Source organism: Okeania sp. KiyG1 (assembly GCF_014132355.1).
GTDB lineage: Bacteria > Cyanobacteriota > Cyanobacteriia > Cyanobacteriales > Microcoleaceae > Okeania.
Genome location: NZ_BLZO01000093.1, coordinates 104143 through 121762, shown reverse-complemented (window position 1 = coordinate 121762; position 17620 = coordinate 104143). Strand labels below are relative to the sequence as shown.

12 protein-coding genes and 1 pseudogene are annotated in these 17620 nt (G+C 33.6%); 7 read left to right on the top strand and 6 right to left on the bottom strand.

Annotated features, from left to right (window positions below):
- Positions 1 to 152: 152 nt before the first annotated feature.
- Positions 153 to 1064 carry a lipid kinase gene (locus SAGCYANO_RS22410; protein ID WP_202222159.1) on the top strand — a complete coding sequence of 304 codons (912 nt, stop codon included), beginning with the start codon at positions 153 to 155 and terminating at the stop codon, positions 1062 to 1064.
- The gene (locus tag SAGCYANO_RS47905; protein WP_255502655.1) at positions 1057 to 1179 is read left to right on the top strand and encodes a hypothetical protein; all 123 of its coding nucleotides are present in this window, start codon (positions 1057 to 1059) and stop codon (positions 1177 to 1179) included. Before SAGCYANO_RS22410 ends, SAGCYANO_RS47905 begins: the two co-directional genes overlap by 8 nt.
- 471 nt (positions 1180 to 1650) lie before the next feature.
- On the opposite strand, the pseudogene SAGCYANO_RS22405 reads toward SAGCYANO_RS47905, so the two are convergent.
- A pseudogene (locus SAGCYANO_RS22405) lies at positions 1651 to 1863 on the bottom strand (XisI protein); the annotation flags it as partial.
- Positions 1864 to 2103: 240 nt separating this feature from the next.
- Between SAGCYANO_RS22405 and SAGCYANO_RS22400 the strand changes: the two are divergent.
- The 3 genes from SAGCYANO_RS22400 (at position 2104) to SAGCYANO_RS22390 (ending at position 4507) form a co-directional block, all read left to right on the top strand.
- On the top strand, positions 2104 to 2727 hold the full coding sequence (locus tag SAGCYANO_RS22400; protein ID WP_202222096.1) for a 7-carboxy-7-deazaguanine synthase QueE: 624 nt from the start codon (positions 2104 to 2106) through the stop codon (positions 2725 to 2727).
- An 864-nt stretch (positions 2728 to 3591) separates the two neighbouring features.
- Positions 3592 to 3777, top strand: coding sequence for a hypothetical protein (locus SAGCYANO_RS22395; protein WP_202222095.1), 186 nt, complete (start codon positions 3592 to 3594; stop codon positions 3775 to 3777).
- A gap of 151 nt (positions 3778 to 3928) precedes the next feature.
- Positions 3929 to 4507: a hypothetical protein gene (locus tag SAGCYANO_RS22390; RefSeq protein ID WP_202222094.1), complete on the top strand. Its 579-nt coding sequence runs from the start codon at positions 3929 to 3931 to the stop codon at positions 4505 to 4507.
- A gap of 669 nt (positions 4508 to 5176) precedes the next feature.
- On the opposite strand, the gene SAGCYANO_RS22385 is transcribed toward SAGCYANO_RS22390, so the two are convergent.
- From SAGCYANO_RS22385 to SAGCYANO_RS22370, 4 genes are all read right to left on the bottom strand, one after another.
- Entirely contained in the window at positions 5177 to 6961 is a 1785-nt protein-coding gene (locus SAGCYANO_RS22385) for a bifunctional serine/threonine-protein kinase/formylglycine-generating enzyme family protein (RefSeq protein WP_202222093.1), read from the bottom strand.
- Positions 6962 to 6987: 26 nt separating this feature from the next.
- On the bottom strand, positions 6988 to 8409 hold the full coding sequence (locus SAGCYANO_RS22380; RefSeq protein WP_202222092.1) for an RNA-guided endonuclease TnpB family protein: 1422 nt from the start codon (positions 8407 to 8409) through the stop codon (positions 6988 to 6990).
- Between the two features lie 1621 nt (positions 8410 to 10030).
- Positions 10031 to 11296, bottom strand: coding sequence for a HEAT repeat domain-containing protein (locus SAGCYANO_RS22375; RefSeq protein WP_202222091.1), 1266 nt, complete (start codon positions 11294 to 11296; stop codon positions 10031 to 10033).
- Between the two features lie 537 nt (positions 11297 to 11833).
- Complete coding sequence (locus SAGCYANO_RS22370) at positions 11834 to 13258, bottom strand: NADP-dependent isocitrate dehydrogenase (protein WP_202222090.1); 1425 nt, start codon at positions 13256 to 13258, stop codon at positions 11834 to 11836.
- A 635-nt stretch (positions 13259 to 13893) separates the two neighbouring features.
- Here SAGCYANO_RS22370 and SAGCYANO_RS22365 point away from each other — a divergent pair.
- Together SAGCYANO_RS22365 and SAGCYANO_RS22360 are read left to right on the top strand one after the other, a co-directional pair.
- Entirely contained in the window at positions 13894 to 14409 is a 516-nt protein-coding gene (locus SAGCYANO_RS22365; protein WP_202222089.1) for a hypothetical protein, read from the top strand.
- 1569 nt (positions 14410 to 15978) lie between these two features.
- Entirely contained in the window at positions 15979 to 16479 is a 501-nt protein-coding gene (locus SAGCYANO_RS22360) for a hypothetical protein (RefSeq protein ID WP_202222088.1), read from the top strand.
- Between the two features lie 360 nt (positions 16480 to 16839).
- Here SAGCYANO_RS22360 and SAGCYANO_RS22355 read toward each other — a convergent pair whose 3' ends face one another.
- On the bottom strand, positions 16840 to 17331 hold the full coding sequence (locus SAGCYANO_RS22355) for an FxLYD domain-containing protein (RefSeq protein WP_237396522.1): 492 nt from the start codon (positions 17329 to 17331) through the stop codon (positions 16840 to 16842).
- Between the last annotated feature and the right edge of the window lie 289 nt (positions 17332 to 17620).

Here is a 17620-nt window from a genome sequence, read left to right as displayed (position 1 = left end):
ATATCTCCAATTTTAGCAATAATATGAAATCCGGTTATACAGTTATCGTATTTGCTAGTAAGCATTTCCTACTTCTCGATTTATTGCTTAAATCCTTCCTTTTTTTCTTACTTTTAAATTTTTACTTTCTTTATGAACTCAAATAAAATAGAATCAAAAAAGCTCTTTTATTAATTAATCCCCATGCTAGAAAAGTCACTAATAATTTACCTTTAGCTTTAAATTATTTACAAGATTTTGGCTTAGAAGTTATTTGTAAAGAAACTCAATCTCCCCAGGATTTTAACCATTTTATTCAAAACTACAAAAACCAGATAAATATGGTAATTATTGGCGGTGGAGATGGCACATTAAACTTGGCAGTAGATGCTCTAGTAGACACAGGTTTACCCTTAGGAATTTTACCATTAGGCACTGCTAACGATCTAGCTAGAACTTTAGGAATTCCTGATTCTTTATTTGAAGCTTGTCGAGCGATCGCTACAGGTAAAAAACGTTATATAGATTTAGGTGTAGTTAATGGCAAATATTTTTTCAATGTTGCTAGTATCGGATTAAGTGTAGATATTACTAACAATTTAACTAAAGAAGCAAAACGTCGATGGGGTGTATTAGCTTATGCTATTACTGCCAGTAAAATGATTTTAAAAAGTCGCCCTTTTACTGCAGAAATTCGCTGCAATGGTGAAACAAAAATAGTTAAAACACTGCAAGTTGCGGTAGGAAATGGCAAACATTATGGGGGTGGTATGACTATTGCTCACGATGCTGCTATTGATGACCAAAGACTAGATTTATACAGTTTAGAAATCAAGTATTGTTGGCAATTTATTGGTATGTTGCCTTCTATATGGCAAGGAAAATATCAAGAAAATTTTGGATTTCGTTTCCTTTCTGGTTCTGTATTTAATGTTTATACCCGCAAACCTCGTCCCATTAATACAGACGGGGAAATTGTTACTTATACTCCAGCACATTTCCAGGTAGTTCCTTTAGCTTTAGCTGTTATGGTACCCAGGAAACTAACAACTGAAAAGGAAAAACTTAACCCTGGAATTGATTAAAAGAAGGAAGAAGGAAGAAGGAAGAAGGAAGAAGGAAAAAATTAATTTAAAAGTTGATCATATAATTTATAACTATTCAACCGGACATTATATACAGCAGATTGCAGGTATATGAGGTACAAATATTAATGTTCCAGTCTTTGTAGTGCTGGCATCTTGCCCGCAACAGATGTACTTTCAACAATTAATAATTAATAATTAATAATTAATAATTAACAATTACCTCTCCTTGGAAAGAAGAGGATTAACGCTTAAGGAAATTTTTTTCTCTCTTGGTCGATTGGATATGGCGAGGACACCTCGCCATCCCTCGACCGCTTGTTTCTCCTTTAAAGGAGAGCCTTTAAACCTTAATTATTCGGTAAGTTTTAAAAATTACTATTTGGAAAAAATAATGTTACGAATAATAAGCACCATTGCGGGTACTTCATAAGAAAGTCTATTTGACGAAAAAGATAATTCACAACATCAAAAATGGTATTAAATCTATTCCCGTGTGAATTCTGAATTCTAAATTCTGTTTGCGGAGCATTCCGTAGGAAATTCTAAGAAATATCATAGCCATTTGTAGCAAACATTTATCAATTTAACTAATCCCATACTCGGTAAATTGCCTCATATAGGGGGAATGAAATCCTAAAACAATATCGTGTTTGGGAACTCCTAATGTCAATAATTCTTCAGCAATATCGACCTCGGTTCCGTTGTACTGTATCCAGATTTTTTCGTTGATAATATCGACGTGAATAATACAACCATAAATTCGCCTCCTTTTATGCCAACCCACCCTAAATAATAAATAATTGTCTCCTTCTCACTGTATCGTGAAAAATATCTTTAGGAGGCATTGTTTAAAGTTTTTCTACTTATATAGTCATTTTAAATAAGAATGAAACACTTTTTCTGCTGAAACCTTTTCTCTTAAAGAAAATCTTGTCTCAATCTCAACTGAAATGACTATAAGATTGGAGATGTCTATTATTGAAGATGTCAATGACTAAAACAAAATCCTTTTTTTATTCTTATTTATAACTCAAACATGACAGAAAATTTAATCATTCCGATCCATGAAACATTCCAAAAAACTATTCAAGGAGAAGGCTATTGGGCAGGTACACCAGTAGATTTTATTCGTCTTGCTGGTTGCCCAGTAGGCTGTCATTATTGTGATACTGGTTATGCCGATGGAGGAACTAATTTACCAAGAAAAATTAAAACTTTTGATGAGTTAATTAATGAGTTATTTTCTCCCAGAGTTGTTATTTCTGGTGGTGAACCTTTTATCCATAAACAGTTACCTAATCTAGTGAAAAAAATAGAAGATACTGGTAGACAAGTTTCTATAGAAACTTCAGGTTGCTATTGGCAAGAAATTTCACCTCAGACTTGGATAACCCTCAGCCCTAAACAACATATTAGTCCTAAATATCCAGTTGTAAAACAGATGTGGATGCGGGCTTCAGAAATCAAATTAGTAATAGAAACTGGTAAAGAGTTAGAATTTTATAGTAAAACTTTATTGGCAAATAATAATATTCCAGTTTTTCTCCAGCCAGAATGGTACAACCGTAATTTTGCCTTACCATTGGTCCTAGAGTTACTCCAAAAATATCCTAGATACCGCCTATCCGTACAATTACATAAATATTTGGGGGTACAATAATTAGGGTTTGCGCTCAAAAGTCTTTTTTAAGGAGTAGGGGAGCGGGGAGTAGGGGAGTAGGGGAGTAGGGTAGGGACGTTGCATAAGGGCGTCCGTACGGGAGTATTTTTTTGCCCTACTCTCGCCCAAAATACGCTCTTTCTTTGAGCATGAAGGGCTGAAAATCAAGGTATTTCAGACCTAAAAAGTCTAAAACCTTTACCTGTAAATGCTTTGAGATTTATGAGCGCAAGCCCTAATTAATAATAATTCAAGTTAAAAATAATACCCATTTAACGAAGTCAGAAGTCAGAAGTCAGTAGGGGCGATTCGCGAATTGCCCGTACAGAAGTTGTTTTTGCAACGGAGATTTGAGTTCCCCTCCAAAAATATTTCGCCTTAAAGGGCTGGGTTTTAGACCCAATTATTTTGATAAAAAGACTGGATTTAAAGTTTGGGACCTTAGTTTACTTCTTTACTCCTAATTCCGTCTTCCTCTCCTAGAGAATAATCGAAAAAAAAGCTGTTTATTTGGACAATAAACAGCTAGTTCAGAACTGCAGATGGAGATACACCCTGATAGTTAAATGAAATAAAGTAGATGCCCCTGATGGATAACTCCTAGATGGACTAATTACCTGATGGTTTAACTCCCTAATGGCTTAGTCTCCACATCCCAAATAGCAGGATTGGGGAGAAAATAGTAATAAGACTACTAACACCTCACTTCCGGCTTTTGTGATCCATCAGGTCGTGCCTATGCTTCTTTTATAATTGCAGACTGATTAATCGGAAGACAAGAGGTCTTTTGCAACAACCCACTTTTTACCAGTTGCAAAGCATTGCGAGTCTATCTAAAACACTAGACAGGGTTCATCTACTACTATGAAACAGAATATTATCATTTTTGGGTTAATAGCCTCCGCAGGCTTGACATTTTTCCAAGTACCAAAGGCCACAGCCTTGGGTTTAAGGTCATCTAATGAGACTAGCATCAAAGAGAGTCAGATAGTTAGTTATGAAGGCCGTGATGAAGATGGGAATGAAGAAAACATAAATACAGATCAATGAAAATAAACTATAAGTAAGGCCGAAATAACTTCCTTGAGACAGTAAAGACAGATTAGACTAGATATTCACATATGGGTAGAACTTTATGCTACTAATTACGGTTCTACCCTCCATTATCCTTGTATTATGTTCTGATTAATATTATCGAAAAATGATGGACACAACGACTACTACACGAAGAAAAAGGATTATTACAAGAACTGCAGAAAGAAGACAAGCAACTCCTAAAGAGAGAGAATTAATCCATCTGTTAGCTAATCTTGGATGTAGCTGTGCAAGATATGCTTTTCAGCACTCATCCAAAAAAGGACAAATACCTGCTGAAGACCGAAAACATTTGGCAGAGTGGCACTATCTCCGGTTGCAGCAAATTCGCCGGGTAGAAAGAAGTCTCGAACCTGTTGCCCAACTTAAGCGGGTTTACTATCGAAGTCAACTAAGTCCGAGGTCCCTTAAGTCCCTAAAACTTCTATGGGTTGAGGAGGACAAACCAAGGGTGAAGCGGGTTAGTCCGGAATTAGATGAATTATTAAGTTTAGCCCTTAATTTAGGGGATACCCTCAAGCAGATATTTCACATTGTTGAATGTGGGGAAAGGGTATTCTCTATAACTCCTCAAGCAGGGGTAGGAGTTGTGCCATTGTGGGTTCATGAGTGGGAAGAGTCGGGCTATGATATTAATTTCTTTCCTCCTTCTTTTCCTGATTGGGCTAATATTGTTGATGACTAAGTTTCTGACGCAAATTAAGTCATAAATTCCCATACCATGTCCTAAGCAACTCAATATTTGCTATTGTTTTTGGTCAAACTCTCCCATGAAATTTTTGCTAAATATTATCTAAATATTTAGGTGGGGAGAGCTTGAAAATTCTGGTCGGGGATTTGAAAGTTACAAAAATTAATTTTTTTCAATAAAATTTAAACTTATTTAAAGAAGGAAGAAGGAAGAAGGAAGAAGGAAGAAGGAAGAAAAAATGGATGGGGACTTAAACCCAAAATAAAAAGATAAGAAGGCAGAAGGCAGAGGGGAAAATTACTTATGGATAGTCAATGACCCGCCACTCCATGTCTACAAACCCCAAGCATTTTTCAGCAACGCAAATGACGGTGGGGTATTAAACCCGCAAAAGAAAAGATAAATAAATTATTAATTAGGGCTTGCGCTCATGAAGCTAAAAGTCAGGATAGTTAAAGTAATGGAGCTTTTTATATTCAATTTATCTCCTAAGTTATTAGCTAGTTCGACATCAATTTACTGAAATTTTCTGCTGAAATTCAAGAAAATTTCTTCACATAAAATGGCCGAAACCATTGCCTGTTCTCCACAAATCGACCCGTCCCCGCGTCACCGTGTCCCCGTGTCTTACCCCCACCAACCAATTTTTTCAGCAAACCCTAATTATTTCTCCCTGTTCCCTGTTCCCTCTTTTGAAACAGGATGAGAAACTGCCACTCTCAAACCTACTGACTTATACTTACTTCTGGGAGTTTTCCAATTTCTATTGGCACTACGACAACCTTTAGAATAGTTTAAGTATCCTCCTCCTCTCAACATTCTGTAGTTATAATTGCCATCTTTTTCCCACACACTACCATCTAAAGGAGCGCCCCGATAATTATTATGCCAGGGGTCAGCACACCACTCCCAAACATTGCCATGAAGATCGTATAATCCAAAAGCGTTGGGTGGAAAACTACCTACATCTGTTGTTTGTTCGCGATAATTTTGTTGTAATGAACAAGCATAAGCTTCTTCGCCATTATAGTTTGCTAGGTCAGTTATCAGACTATTACCAAAGTAAAATAATGTAGTTGTTTCTCCGCGACAAATATATTCCCATTCTGCTTCTGAGAGTAACCGATAAGTTTTTCCAGTTTGAGCAGATAGCTGACGACAAAATTCAATTGCGTTATACCAAGACACCATTTCTACTGGTCTATTTTCTCCTTTGAAATAAGCTGGGTTTTTTCCCATCACTGCTTGCCACTGTGCTTGAGTAATGGGATATTTGCTCACAAATAAAGGTGCTATTGTAACTGTATGTTGTGGACTTTCTGTTTCCCATTTTTCTGCTGTTGTTTTTGGGGAACCCATTAAGAAAGTATTACCAGGAATAGATACCATTTCTAGGAAAATATTATTGGCAATATTTTCAATAAATTGTTGAGCTTCTCGTTGCTCTTTTATATTTTCAATTATTTCGCATTTTGGGCTGATTTTGATTGTTAAATATTCAAATTTAAAAGTTTGCAATTCGAGTTCAAAACTAGAATCAACAGTTAGTAATTCTGGAGGAGTGTCGGTAATTGTTGGCAGAGTTGCTGGTAAAGTTGAGGGTACATTAGTTATGACAAATTCTTGTGCAGGTGATAATAAAGTCAACCATTCAGCAACAAATTGAGGCCGTTCTTCAGGCTCTAATTTCATGCCTTTAATAATTGCATTATTGACTTGATCGCTAATTTGGGAATTATATTTTTTTGGTGGAATTAATGGTATTTTTCCTTCTTGCCTGACTTTTGCTGGTGTAGGCATTTCACCTGTCAATAAAACGTATAGGGTTGCTGCTAGGGCATATATATCAGTAAAAGCTCCTCGTTTTGCTCGTCTTTCGTATTGTTCAATTGGTGCAAAGTACAATGTACTATCAGTTGTATGAGTTTGTACGCTGCCGCTATTAAATTCTCGTGCTAAACCAAAATCAATTAATACTGCTTCTAAAGTATCTCGACGTAGCAGAATATTTTGAGGTTTAACATCCCGATGCAAAAATCCTTGATTATGTATAAATGTTAGTGCTTCTCCTACTTGTTTAATTAGATGTATTGCTTCACTTTCTGATATAATTCCGTCTTGTTCTTCACGATAAATTCCTAAGTCATCCCCATCTATATATTCCATCACCATGCACCATAATTTATTTTCTTTAAAAAGGCGGTGAACTTCTACAACATTGGGATGACTACATTTTGCTAAACATAAGGCTTCATTTAAAAAGTTTTCTTGATATTTGTCAAAATTTGGTTTACGTTGTACTCGATAATTGAGAGTTTTAATCGCAACTAATTGATTAGAGCTTTGCTCTAAAGCACTATAAGTAATACCGAAACCGCCAATACCAAGCAGGTCTTGAATTATATATTTGCCATTTTGTAGTTGTTTACCTGATTTCCAGTATTTCATTTTATTGACATACTCCCGACGCTCCCCTACGGGAGAGCGCAGGATTCTTCACTCAGAGACGCCCTGACCGCAGTTTTAACAGAAGTGATGTCCTCCTCCTGTGTTGATAACAATCCGATTTTCTGTATCAGAAGTGCTGAGTTATAGTCCCTGTCTAGTTCTTGTCCACATTTAGGACATGAATGCCAGCGCTCTGATAAGCTTTTAGAGACTTTATTCAAGCATTTCCAACAATGTTGAGACGTACCTTTTGGGTCTACTTTTACAACTCGCTTACCCAGTTTCCAAGCTACATACTCTAAAACTTGGATGAATTGACCAAAAGCAGTATCTTGCAAAGACTTATTTAATCCTGATTTTGCAGATTGGCCGTTTGGTAAGAACTGACCGTTACCGCCTAATTTAGCTTTGCAACGTCGGACTAAATTCGCTATCTGTAGGTCTTCTAAAAATATCACGCTTACATCACTAAACAAATGATAAGCAAGTTTGAATTGCCAATCCACACGCTGTCTAGCTATTAATTGATGAAGTTTTGCTATTTTACGTTTGAGAATTTTCCAAGGTTTTGAATGCTTTTGTTTCTTAGCCAATCTCACCTGTAGTTTAGACAAGCGATGCTCACAGAGCCTGAAAAATTTAGGAACTTCTACAAACTCTCCATCGGATGTAACAGCATAGTGCAACAGTCCTAGATCGATACCTTTTGAGTTATCTTCAGTGGGTTGAATTTCTGCAACCTCTACAGGTACGGTTTTATCTTCTATCGTGAAGCTGATATACCATCCGTCGGCTTCTCGAATTACTGTACCTGTCTTAACCTTGAAACCTTTTGGTATTTGGCGATTATAGACGAAAGGGACTAAACCAATTTTTGGTAGATTGACACAACAACGACCGTTAGAATTTTTGACGGGTATGGTATTTGATAACTGAGGATAACTGAACGAATTATAATAATGTTTTCCCTTAAATTTAGGCTTACCACTGGTTTTACCATTTTTGTCTGGCTTGGTAAAGTTATCCATTGTTGTTTGTACTCTTTGGATAACATCCTGCAAAACTTGGGAATGTATGGACTTATATTCAGGGAAAAGTTTTTTAGTTTGTGATAGGTCTGCTAACTGTACTGTTTCCCAAGCAACATAACCATTTATTATGTTGGGATGTTTGTCACCTTTTCTAGTTAGTGGATTACCATTACTGTCTTTTTTTCTGCCGTCTCGTGTTTGTATTCTAAATTCAGGAATATTTTGATAAATTCGTTCTACTGGCACTACTGAAACATTAAGTGGACAAGCGTTTACTGATGTGCGCGTTGCTTCAAACCAATTCAACCTTTCAGCTAAACGATAATTATATTGCTTCCTGGCCATTTCTAACCAGTTAGATATAATCACCACTTGCTTTTTATGTGGTTTTAACTTGTACTTGTATTTCAGTAGCATTGTAGTATCGACCTTTATATCTACATTAGTTATTATATCAAAAATCAGGACTAGCTACACGCATAACCCCCGGCTTTCATCCCGACGCGCTCATTGAAAATTACAGCGCGGGACTTCCCGCCGGGGTAGTTAATAGGGGATTCAGGATTTTAAGTTATCCCTGGAATTAGAGCTAAAAATAGGAGCTAATTATACCTCATGTTATTATATAATAACATATTCACGAAAGTCAAAAGTTAAAAGTCAAAAGTTAAAAGTTAAAAGTTAAAAGTTAAAAGTAATATTTTATAGACTCAAAACTTTGACACTACAGTAATTTCAGGAAATTATTTCACATCTAAAGGAGCGAAACTATTTGTAACATTCTTTTTCACCCTTGGTATTACTCCCTTTTCAAAAGTCAAAAGTAAAAAGTTAAAAGTTAAAAGTTAAAAGTAATATTTTATAGACTCAAAACTTTGACACTACAGTAATTTCAGGAAATTATTTCACATCTAAAGGAGCGAAACTATTTGTAACATTCTTTTTCACCCTTGGTATTACTCCCTTTTTCAAAAGTCAAAAGTCAAAAGTCAAAAGTTAAAAGTTAAAAGTTAAAAGTTAAAAGTAATATTTTATAGACTCAAAACTTTGACACTACAGTAATTTCAGGAAATTATTTCACATCTAAAGGAGCGAAACTATTTGTAACATTCTTTTTCACCCTTGGTATTACTCCCTTTTTCAAAAGTCAAAAGTCAAAAGTTAAAAGTTAAAAGTAATATTTTATAGACTCAAAACTTTGACACTACAGTAATTTCAGGAAATTATTTCACATCTAAAGGAGCGAAACTATTTGTAACATTCTTTTTCACCCTTGGTATTACTCCCTTTTTCAAAAGTCAAAAGTCAAAAGTTAAAAGTTAAAAGTTAAAAGTAATATTTTATAGACTCAAAACTTTGACACTACAGTAATTTCAGGAAATTATTTCACATCTAAAGGAGCGAAACTATTTGTAACATTCTTTTTCACCCTTGGTATTACTCCCATTTTAAAAAGTCAAAAGTCAAAAGTTAAAAGTTAAAAGTTAAAAGTAATATTTTATAGACTCAAAACTTTGACACTACAGTAATTTCAGGAAATTATTTCACATCTAAAGGAGCGAAACTATTTGTAACATTCTTTTTTCACCCTTGGTATTACTCCCTTTTTCAAAAGTCAAAAGTCAAAAGTCAAAAGTTAAAAGTTAAAAGTTAAAAGTTAAAAGTAATATTTTATAGACTCAAAACTTTGACACTACAGTAATTTCAGGAAATTATTTCACATCTAAAGGAGCGAAACTATTTGTAACATTCTTTTTTCACCCTTGGTATTACTCCCTTTTTCAAAAGTCAAAAGTCAAAAGTTAAAAGTTAAAAGTAATATTTTATAGACTCAAAACTTTGACACTACAGTAATTTCAGGAAATTATTTCACATCTAAAGGAGCGAAACTATTTGTAACATTCTTTTTCACCCTTGGTATTACTCCCTTTTTAAGTAGGGAAAAAAGCTTACCTAAAACCTAATACATAAAACCTAAGATATTTTTAATGATTCCATTCAGCAATAGCTGTAGCTATTCCTGTTTTTAACTCAGATTTTATATTTGCTTTTGAGATAAATAAATAAGTTGTTGATATGCTCTTTCTGAGTCTAATTGTTTCAATGCTGCTATACAATGAAGTCTCACGCTAACATCATTTTCTTCTAATAACTGAATGAGATAATCTAGAGCGCGAATATCTCCCAAATATCCCAATGCTAAAACTAAAGAATTTTTGACACGAACGCCTTCTAAAACTGAATTATTATTTCTGAGAAATTCAATCAAAATTTCTGTAGCTTTTGGCTTTAATTCCTGACACTCAATTTTACCTAATGCTGTAATAATTTCATTCACAATTTGTGGCTGATATTCTACTGCAACTAAACAATTATCTCCTAGTAAACCTTGTAGATATTCCACAGATACTTGAGTTTCAATCCAACCTAAAGCACGCACCGCATCTAGCTTTAAAAAAACTGAAACATTCGTTGTTTTTAACAGTTCAAATAAAGCCGTTGCTGCCGTATTTGTACCGATTTTTCCCATAGCGATCGCTGCTTGTTGACAAACTTCAAAATTAATATCCCACAATAAAGGTTGTAGCAATTCCACTAAACCCAATTCTTGGTGTAAATTAGCATAAGCACTCAAGCCTATTACTGCTTCCTTTCTAACTTGAGCTACTGTATCTTTTAAAGCCGAAATTAAGACAAAAGGCAACCGATAATCATGGTAATTACTCAAAGCATTAATTGCAGTTTTTCTAACTTCATCATTGCTGTCTGTTACTACAGTTAATAATGGTCTTATAGTGCTATAGGAATTAATTTGAGCTAAAGATTTTGTTGCTAATAATCGTGAATCTGACTTTGCCAATAAATCTGTTAAAATATCAACTGCTGAATCTCCCAAATTTGCCAAAGTATCTGCTGCTATTTCTTGTAAATCTTCCACCTGTGAACTAATAATTATCTTTTTCAGAACTTCTCGAACTTCATCACTGTTAAAATCTGCCAATATCCGAACTACAAACCAACGTTTTTCTAGCTCTATTTCTTCATCCTCAATCATTTCAATTAACGGAGCGATCGCTGGTTTACCAATCTGCTTAAATAGTTTATAAATATCCCATCTTTCTTGAAAATCTCCATTTCTAAGAACAGTTATTGCTAGGTTTATCGCCACATCTAAATCGGCATTTTCTAACAATTCAACACGGGTCTTTTGAGATGCTAATAAAAATTGCTGTAAATACTGATTAACTAAAGACCAATTTTTTTCTTGGCTAGCTATTTTTGCTTGTTCGAGAATATTTGACATATCAGTAGTAATAGCTTATATATCATTTAGTTAGAGTCAAATCCTGTTCTTAGTCAAATTGACATTCCTAGTTCAACAATTAAGAATTAATTATTACCTCTTCTTTTCAAGGAGAGGATTTACTCAAAGGAAAATTTTTTTCTTTTTCCCCTTAAAAGGGGAGGCTTTAAATCACAATTTATCGTTAAAGTCTTTTAAGCAGAGAAATTATTCGTAGCATTCTTTTAGATTTCATATTATAGCAATTCCTAAAAAGCGTGAGGTACAAAATTTTAGGTTTGAGAGAACAAGGAAGAAGGAACAGGGAATAAAAAGACAAAAAGACAAAAAGATAACTGTATCTCACTAATTTGAGAAACACTATATAGCAGTTGAAGGAAAGGTCAGGACAGTTCAACAGTTTAAAACTCAGACAACATAAGATTTTTCCTTCTTCCGCTTCTTCCTTCTTCCTTCTTCCTCCTTCCTTCTTCCTTCTTTTCAAGGAGAAGTAATTATTAATTATTAATTATTAATTATTAATTGTTGAACACTTATCTAATCTTGAAAATGTTTGATAATTGCATCAGCAAACTCAGAACATTTCAAAGCTTCCACAGGTGGTTCCATTAACCTTGCCAAATCATAAGTTACTTCACGATTAGAAATAGCAAGCTCAATACCTTTTTTAATTAAATCGGCAGCTTCTTGCCAACCCATATATTCCAACATCATTACCCCAGAAAGAATCAAAGAACCAGGATTAACTCTATCTAAACCTGCGTGTTTTGGTGCAGTGCCATGGGTAGCCTCAAAAATAGCACATTGATCACCAATATTAGCACCAGGCCCCATACCTAAACCACCAACAACAGCAGCAGCAGCATCAGATACATAATCCCCATTCAAATTCATAGTTGCCAGAATAGAATATTCCCCTGGTCGAGTTTGAATTTGTTGGAAAATACTATCAGCAATACGGTCATTTACCATAATTTTATCTTGCCATTTTCCATCCCCATGACTATCCCAAATAGCTGCTAATACACCTTCAACTTCTTGACAAATTTCAGCTTGTTTTTCTGGTGTTAAACCATCATAACCAGGCTCAATTTTTCGAGCATTTTCTTCACTACTAATATTAGGATTTTCCTCCTTATTAGAAAGTATCCAAGATTCTCTTTCCGTCACACATTCAGTCCGAAATTCAGTAGTTGCTAATTCATAACCCCAGTCACGAAATGCACCTTCAGTGTACTTCATAATATTACCCTTATGGACCAAAGTTACCATTTGTTTTGACTTGGGTAAACGTAAAGCATTTTGGATGGCACGTTTGATTAACCGTTGCGAACCAGTTTTACTAATAGGTTTAATACCAATACCTGAGTCGAGGCGAATTTGCTTTTTCCCATGTTCGGGAGTAGCAGGAATTAAGTCTTTGTTTAAAAGATCAATCAACTTACTAGCAATATCAGTACCCTCGCGCCATTCTATTCCTAGATAAATATCTTCAGTATTTTCCCGATAAATAATGACATCTAATTTTTCTGGAGTTTTGTGGGGAGAAGGGGTACCCGCGTAATATCTACAAGGACGAACACAAGCATATAAATCGTTAATTTGACGCAATGCCACATTTAAGGAGCGAATACCCCCACCGATGGGAGTGGTCAAAGGACCTTTAATGGCAATACCGTATTCTTTAATAGCGTTGAGAGTGTCTTCCGGCAAATATTGGTAAGTGCCATATTTTTCACAAGCTTCATCACCAGCATAAACCTTAAACCAATTGATTTTGCGTTTACCACCATAGGCAGTAGCGATCGCGGCATCAAAGACTTTTTGAGATGCTGGCCATAAATCTACCCCTGTACCATCGCCCCGAATAAATGGGATAATGGGGTCGTCTGGAATATTAGGTTGGCCGTTGCTGAAACTGACTTTAGAACCGGTGGTTGGGGGAGTTATTTTTTCGTACATACTTCGATCGTCTGGACTACAATATTTTTCTTTGTGTCCAGATTATGGATCTATAATTGTATATCTTTAAATATATCTATGATTTTTTTATAATTTAAGTTGAAGTTAAGAAGGAAGAGGGAAGAAGGGAAGAAATAGTTTAATTATTTTTGTAGATTTTTGCGGAATAAGATTAGCATAAATAGCAGAATTTTGCGAGTATATTATCTTTGCAAAAGTATATTACTTTTTTCGGTTATATATTTCATCTAAGTAAGCATTCAGCCGTCAGCTATTAGCTAGCCTCCTAGGTCGGAACTGCGGACTTCAGCTATTAATTTTGGAGAAGGTAAAAACAACCTTTGAAATTGAGTTTGAATAAAAATTTACTGCTAAATTCCCATTTATAAATCTGAGAAGTAATTATTCATTACTAAGAGCTGTTTGCGTAGCATTCCCTAGGAATAGCTGACTGCTAATAGCTGTTTGCGCAGCATTCCGCAGGAAATGCTTATTCATCTAGTGAAATTTATAATTATAATCATCCATAGAAAAAGATTCAAAAATACTTCCAAGTACATTTTTATCTGTATCCAAATCTGAGAATAGATTTGCCTGCCATACTCTAAAAAGTTGTCTATATTAGTTACATCATTATGGTTGATTTTAGTATTTCATTATTGGCTCAAGGTTTTAATTCAGGTATAAAAATAGCAGAAATAACTGGTTTCATAGAATCTTCAAATGTCAAAATAGATAAATTGATAAACACAGAGTTAAATTCAGGTATTAGAGACTTACAAAATAGTGAAAGAACCTATGATATTGAGAGAAAATTTTTTTTTGTAGGTGAAGCATACAAGTGTTTTAGAAATGCTCTGAGTATGGAAAAAAATGAAAGATTATGTTTGGCTTATGTTGGATATATTTATTGTCTTGCTTGTATGAATGATAGAGAAAATCTGAGAGCTGCCCTCAAAGAGTTTTCATGCAAACATTTCCAAGTTAATTTTTGGAGTTCTATAAATGTTAAAGAAGATGTTATTGATGTTTTTGTTTACGAGTTACGACAAGACTTATTTTTCAACCTCTTTAAATTGTTTAAATTGAAAAACTGGAAACTATTTGTAGAAGCATTTTTACTTTCTATTAATTTTTTATTGTCTTATTGATTCAATATTTTGATCCTCAGTATCGTAGACTGAAACATAGATATACAAAAAATAAAAATGTAGAAGAATTTAATGAACTTGCACACAGAATAAAATATTTTAAAAAGCGAACAATTTTACATAAAGAGATAATTAAATTTCTCAAAAATTCAAAAACAAAACTAGCAGAAGATACAATTAAAAACTCAAGAAAAATCCTAATATTGATAGAAAAACAGATGCAGATATTTGAATTACAGAAAGAGGCTTACAATTATGCCAATGAATTATAAGTAATTACCTAAATAGGGTTTGCGCTCAAAAGTCTTTTAGTAGGGTTAGGAGACAGGAGAAAGGAGAAATGGGAATGAGCGAGGAGGTAGGAGCGGGCGTTTTGTAAGAATGATTTTTCTGCCCAACAAAGCCGCCTAAAATACTAACTTTTTGAGCATGAAGAGCTGAAAACTAGGCACTTTTTCGAGTCCAAAAGGCTAAAGTATTTATATTTCAATGCTTTTAGATTTAATCTACAAGACCTAAATAAACAAAAAAATTCAAGCAACAGAATTTCTAATATTGTTAACTATCCCATATCATTTTTGAAATTCTAAATTCAGAATTCTAAATTCAGAATTCTAAATAATGAAAGATTATGTTTGGCATATCTTGGATATATTTATTGTCTTGGTTGTATGAATGATAGAGAAAATCTGAGAGCTGCCCTGAAAGAGTTTTCATGCAAACATTTCCAAGTTAATTTTGGAGTTCTATAAATGTTAAAGAAGATGTTATTGATGTTTTTGTTTACGAGTTACGACAAGACTTATTTTTCAACCTCTTTAAATTGTTTAAATTGAAAAACTGGAAACTATTTGTAGAAGCATTTTTACTTTCTATTAATTTTTTATTGTCTTATTGATTCAATATTTTGATCCTCAGTATCGTAGACTGAAACATAGATATACAAAAAATAAAAATGTAGAAGAATTTAATGAACTTGCACACAGAATAAAATATTTTAAAAAGCGAACAATTTTACATAAAGAGATAATTAAATTTCTCAAAAATTCAAAAACAAAACTAGCAGAAGATACAATTAAAAACTCAAGAAAAATCCTAATATTGATAGAAAAACAGATGCAGATATTTGAATTACAGAAAGAGGCTTACAATTATGCCAATGAATTATAAGTAATTACCTAAATAGGGTTTGCGCTCAAAAGTCTTTTAGTAGGGTTAGGAGACAGGAGAAAGGAGAAATGGGAATGAGCGAGGAGGTAGGAGCGGGCGTTTTGTAAGAATGATTTTTCTGCCCAACAAAGCCGCCTAAAATACTAACTTTTTGAGCATGAAGAGCTGAAAACTAGGCACTTTTTCGAGTCCAAAAGGCTAAAGTATTTATATTTCAATGCTTTTAGATTTAATCTACAAGACCTAAATAAACAAAAAAATTCAAGCAACAGAATTTCTAATATTGTTAACTATCCCATATCATTTTTGAAATTCTAAATTCAGAATTCTAAATTCAGAATTCTAAATAATGAAAGATTATGTTTGGCATATCTTGGATATATTTATTGTCTTGGTTGTATGAATGAAAGAGAAAATCTGAGAGCTGCCCTCAAAGAGTTTTCATGCAAACATTTCCAAGTTAATTTTTGGAGTTCTATAAATGTTAAAGAAGATGTTATTGATGTTTTTGTTTACGAGTTACGACAATACTTATTTTTCAACCTCTTTAAATTGTTTAAATTGAAAAACTGGAAACTATTTGTAGAAGCATTTTTACTTTCTATTAAATTGTTTATTGTCTTATTGATTCAATATTTTGATCCTCAGTATCGTAGACTGAAACATAGATATACAAAAAATAAAAATGTAGAAGAATTTAATGAACTTGCACACAGAATAAAATATTTTAAAAAGCGAACAATTTTACATAAAGAGATAATTAAATTTCTCAAAAATTCAAAAACAAAACTAGCAGAAGATACAATTAAAAACTCAAGAAAAATCCTAATATTGATAGAAAAACAGATGCAGATATTTGAATTACAGAAAGAGGCTTACAATTATGCCAATGGATTATAAGTAATTACCTAAATAGGGTTTGCGCTCAAAAGTCTTTTAGTAGGGTTAGGAGACAGGAGAAAGGAGAAATGGGAATGAGCGAGGAGGTAGGAGCGGGCGTTTTGTAAGAATGATTTTTCTGCCCAACAAAGCCGCCTAAAATACTAACTTTTTGAGCATGAAGAGCTGAAAACTAGGCACTTTTTTCGAGTCCAAAAAGGCTAAAGTATTTATATGTCAATGCTTTTAGATTTAATCTACAAGACCTAAATAAACAAAAAAATTCAAGCAACAGAATTTCTAATATTGTTAACTATCCCATATCATTTTTGAAATTCTAAATTCTAAATTCTAAATTCTAAATTCTAAATTCTAAATTCCTTACTCATTCCATTCCACAAAAGTTGTTTCTACTTTAGCACCCGGAGAAACATTACCTTTAAACGATGCTACTTTTCCCGGTTCAACCGTACTAGGTTCAGCATAAATAAACCCATTATCAATGATATTACCAGCATCATCTAATACCTGATAATTTACTTTAATTTGTTTCACAATTTGACAACTTTGATTAGCAACTTTACCAGTTAAAAAATTACCATCATACTTAACATTACTAATCGGTATCTCTGTAGATTTAACTTTCTCTGATTCTGATTTGCAACTAATTTTTTTACCTTCATCAATATCTTCTCGATCGCCACAGAGATTAACTAAATTAATAATTTTCCCCTCCGTAGTTTCCATATAACAAATTGGGTTATCAAACTCAGAATTTTGAGCAAATATATTCACCTTATGATTCTGTAATAATTGACGACCGACTCCCCCGTGTAACAATGGTATTAAGATAGTAAAATATAAGTATTTCATAGTAAATATTAGACATTTACGAATCAAAATATAGACTTTTTCAAGAATTTAGAATTACCTCTCTTTGAAAAGAAGAGGATTGGGTTAAAAAGAATTTTTCCTTTTTTCTCCATCAATGGAGAGGCTTTATACCTTAATTTTTCGGTAAAACTAGGGAATAGGTAATAGGGAATAGGGAAGATATTTTTAGGAAAAAAACACGGAAAATAATTTTTTGAGTTATTATACCAAGCGTGAAAAAAGAATGTTACGAATAGTAAGAGCAATAAAAAGACAAATGCAGGATATT

Excerpts from the sequence above, each read along its gene's own strand:
- SAGCYANO_RS22385 (WP_202222093.1), bottom strand. The coding sequence starts at position 6,961 with ATGAAATACTGGAAATCAGGTAAACAACTACAAAATGGCAAATATATA.
- SAGCYANO_RS22390 (WP_202222094.1), top strand. The coding sequence starts at position 3,929 with ATGATGGACACAACGACTACTACACGAAGAAAAAGGATTATTACAAGA.
- SAGCYANO_RS22365 (WP_202222089.1), top strand. The coding sequence starts at position 13,894 with ATGGTTGATTTTAGTATTTCATTATTGGCTCAAGGTTTTAATTCAGGT.
- SAGCYANO_RS22360 (WP_202222088.1), top strand. The coding sequence starts at position 15,979 with ATGAATGAAAGAGAAAATCTGAGAGCTGCCCTCAAAGAGTTTTCATGC.
- SAGCYANO_RS22395 (WP_202222095.1), top strand. The coding sequence starts at position 3,592 with ATGAAACAGAATATTATCATTTTTGGGTTAATAGCCTCCGCAGGCTTG.
- SAGCYANO_RS22355 (WP_237396522.1), bottom strand. The coding sequence starts at position 17,331 with ATGAAATACTTATATTTTACTATCTTAATACCATTGTTACACGGGGGA.
- SAGCYANO_RS22400 (WP_202222096.1), top strand. The coding sequence starts at position 2,104 with ATGACAGAAAATTTAATCATTCCGATCCATGAAACATTCCAAAAAACT.
- SAGCYANO_RS22375 (WP_202222091.1), bottom strand. The coding sequence starts at position 11,296 with ATGTCAAATATTCTCGAACAAGCAAAAATAGCTAGCCAAGAAAAAAAT.
- SAGCYANO_RS22380 (WP_202222092.1), bottom strand. The coding sequence starts at position 8,409 with ATGCTACTGAAATACAAGTACAAGTTAAAACCACATAAAAAGCAAGTG.
- SAGCYANO_RS22370 (WP_202222090.1), bottom strand. The coding sequence starts at position 13,258 with ATGTACGAAAAAATAACTCCCCCAACCACCGGTTCTAAAGTCAGTTTC.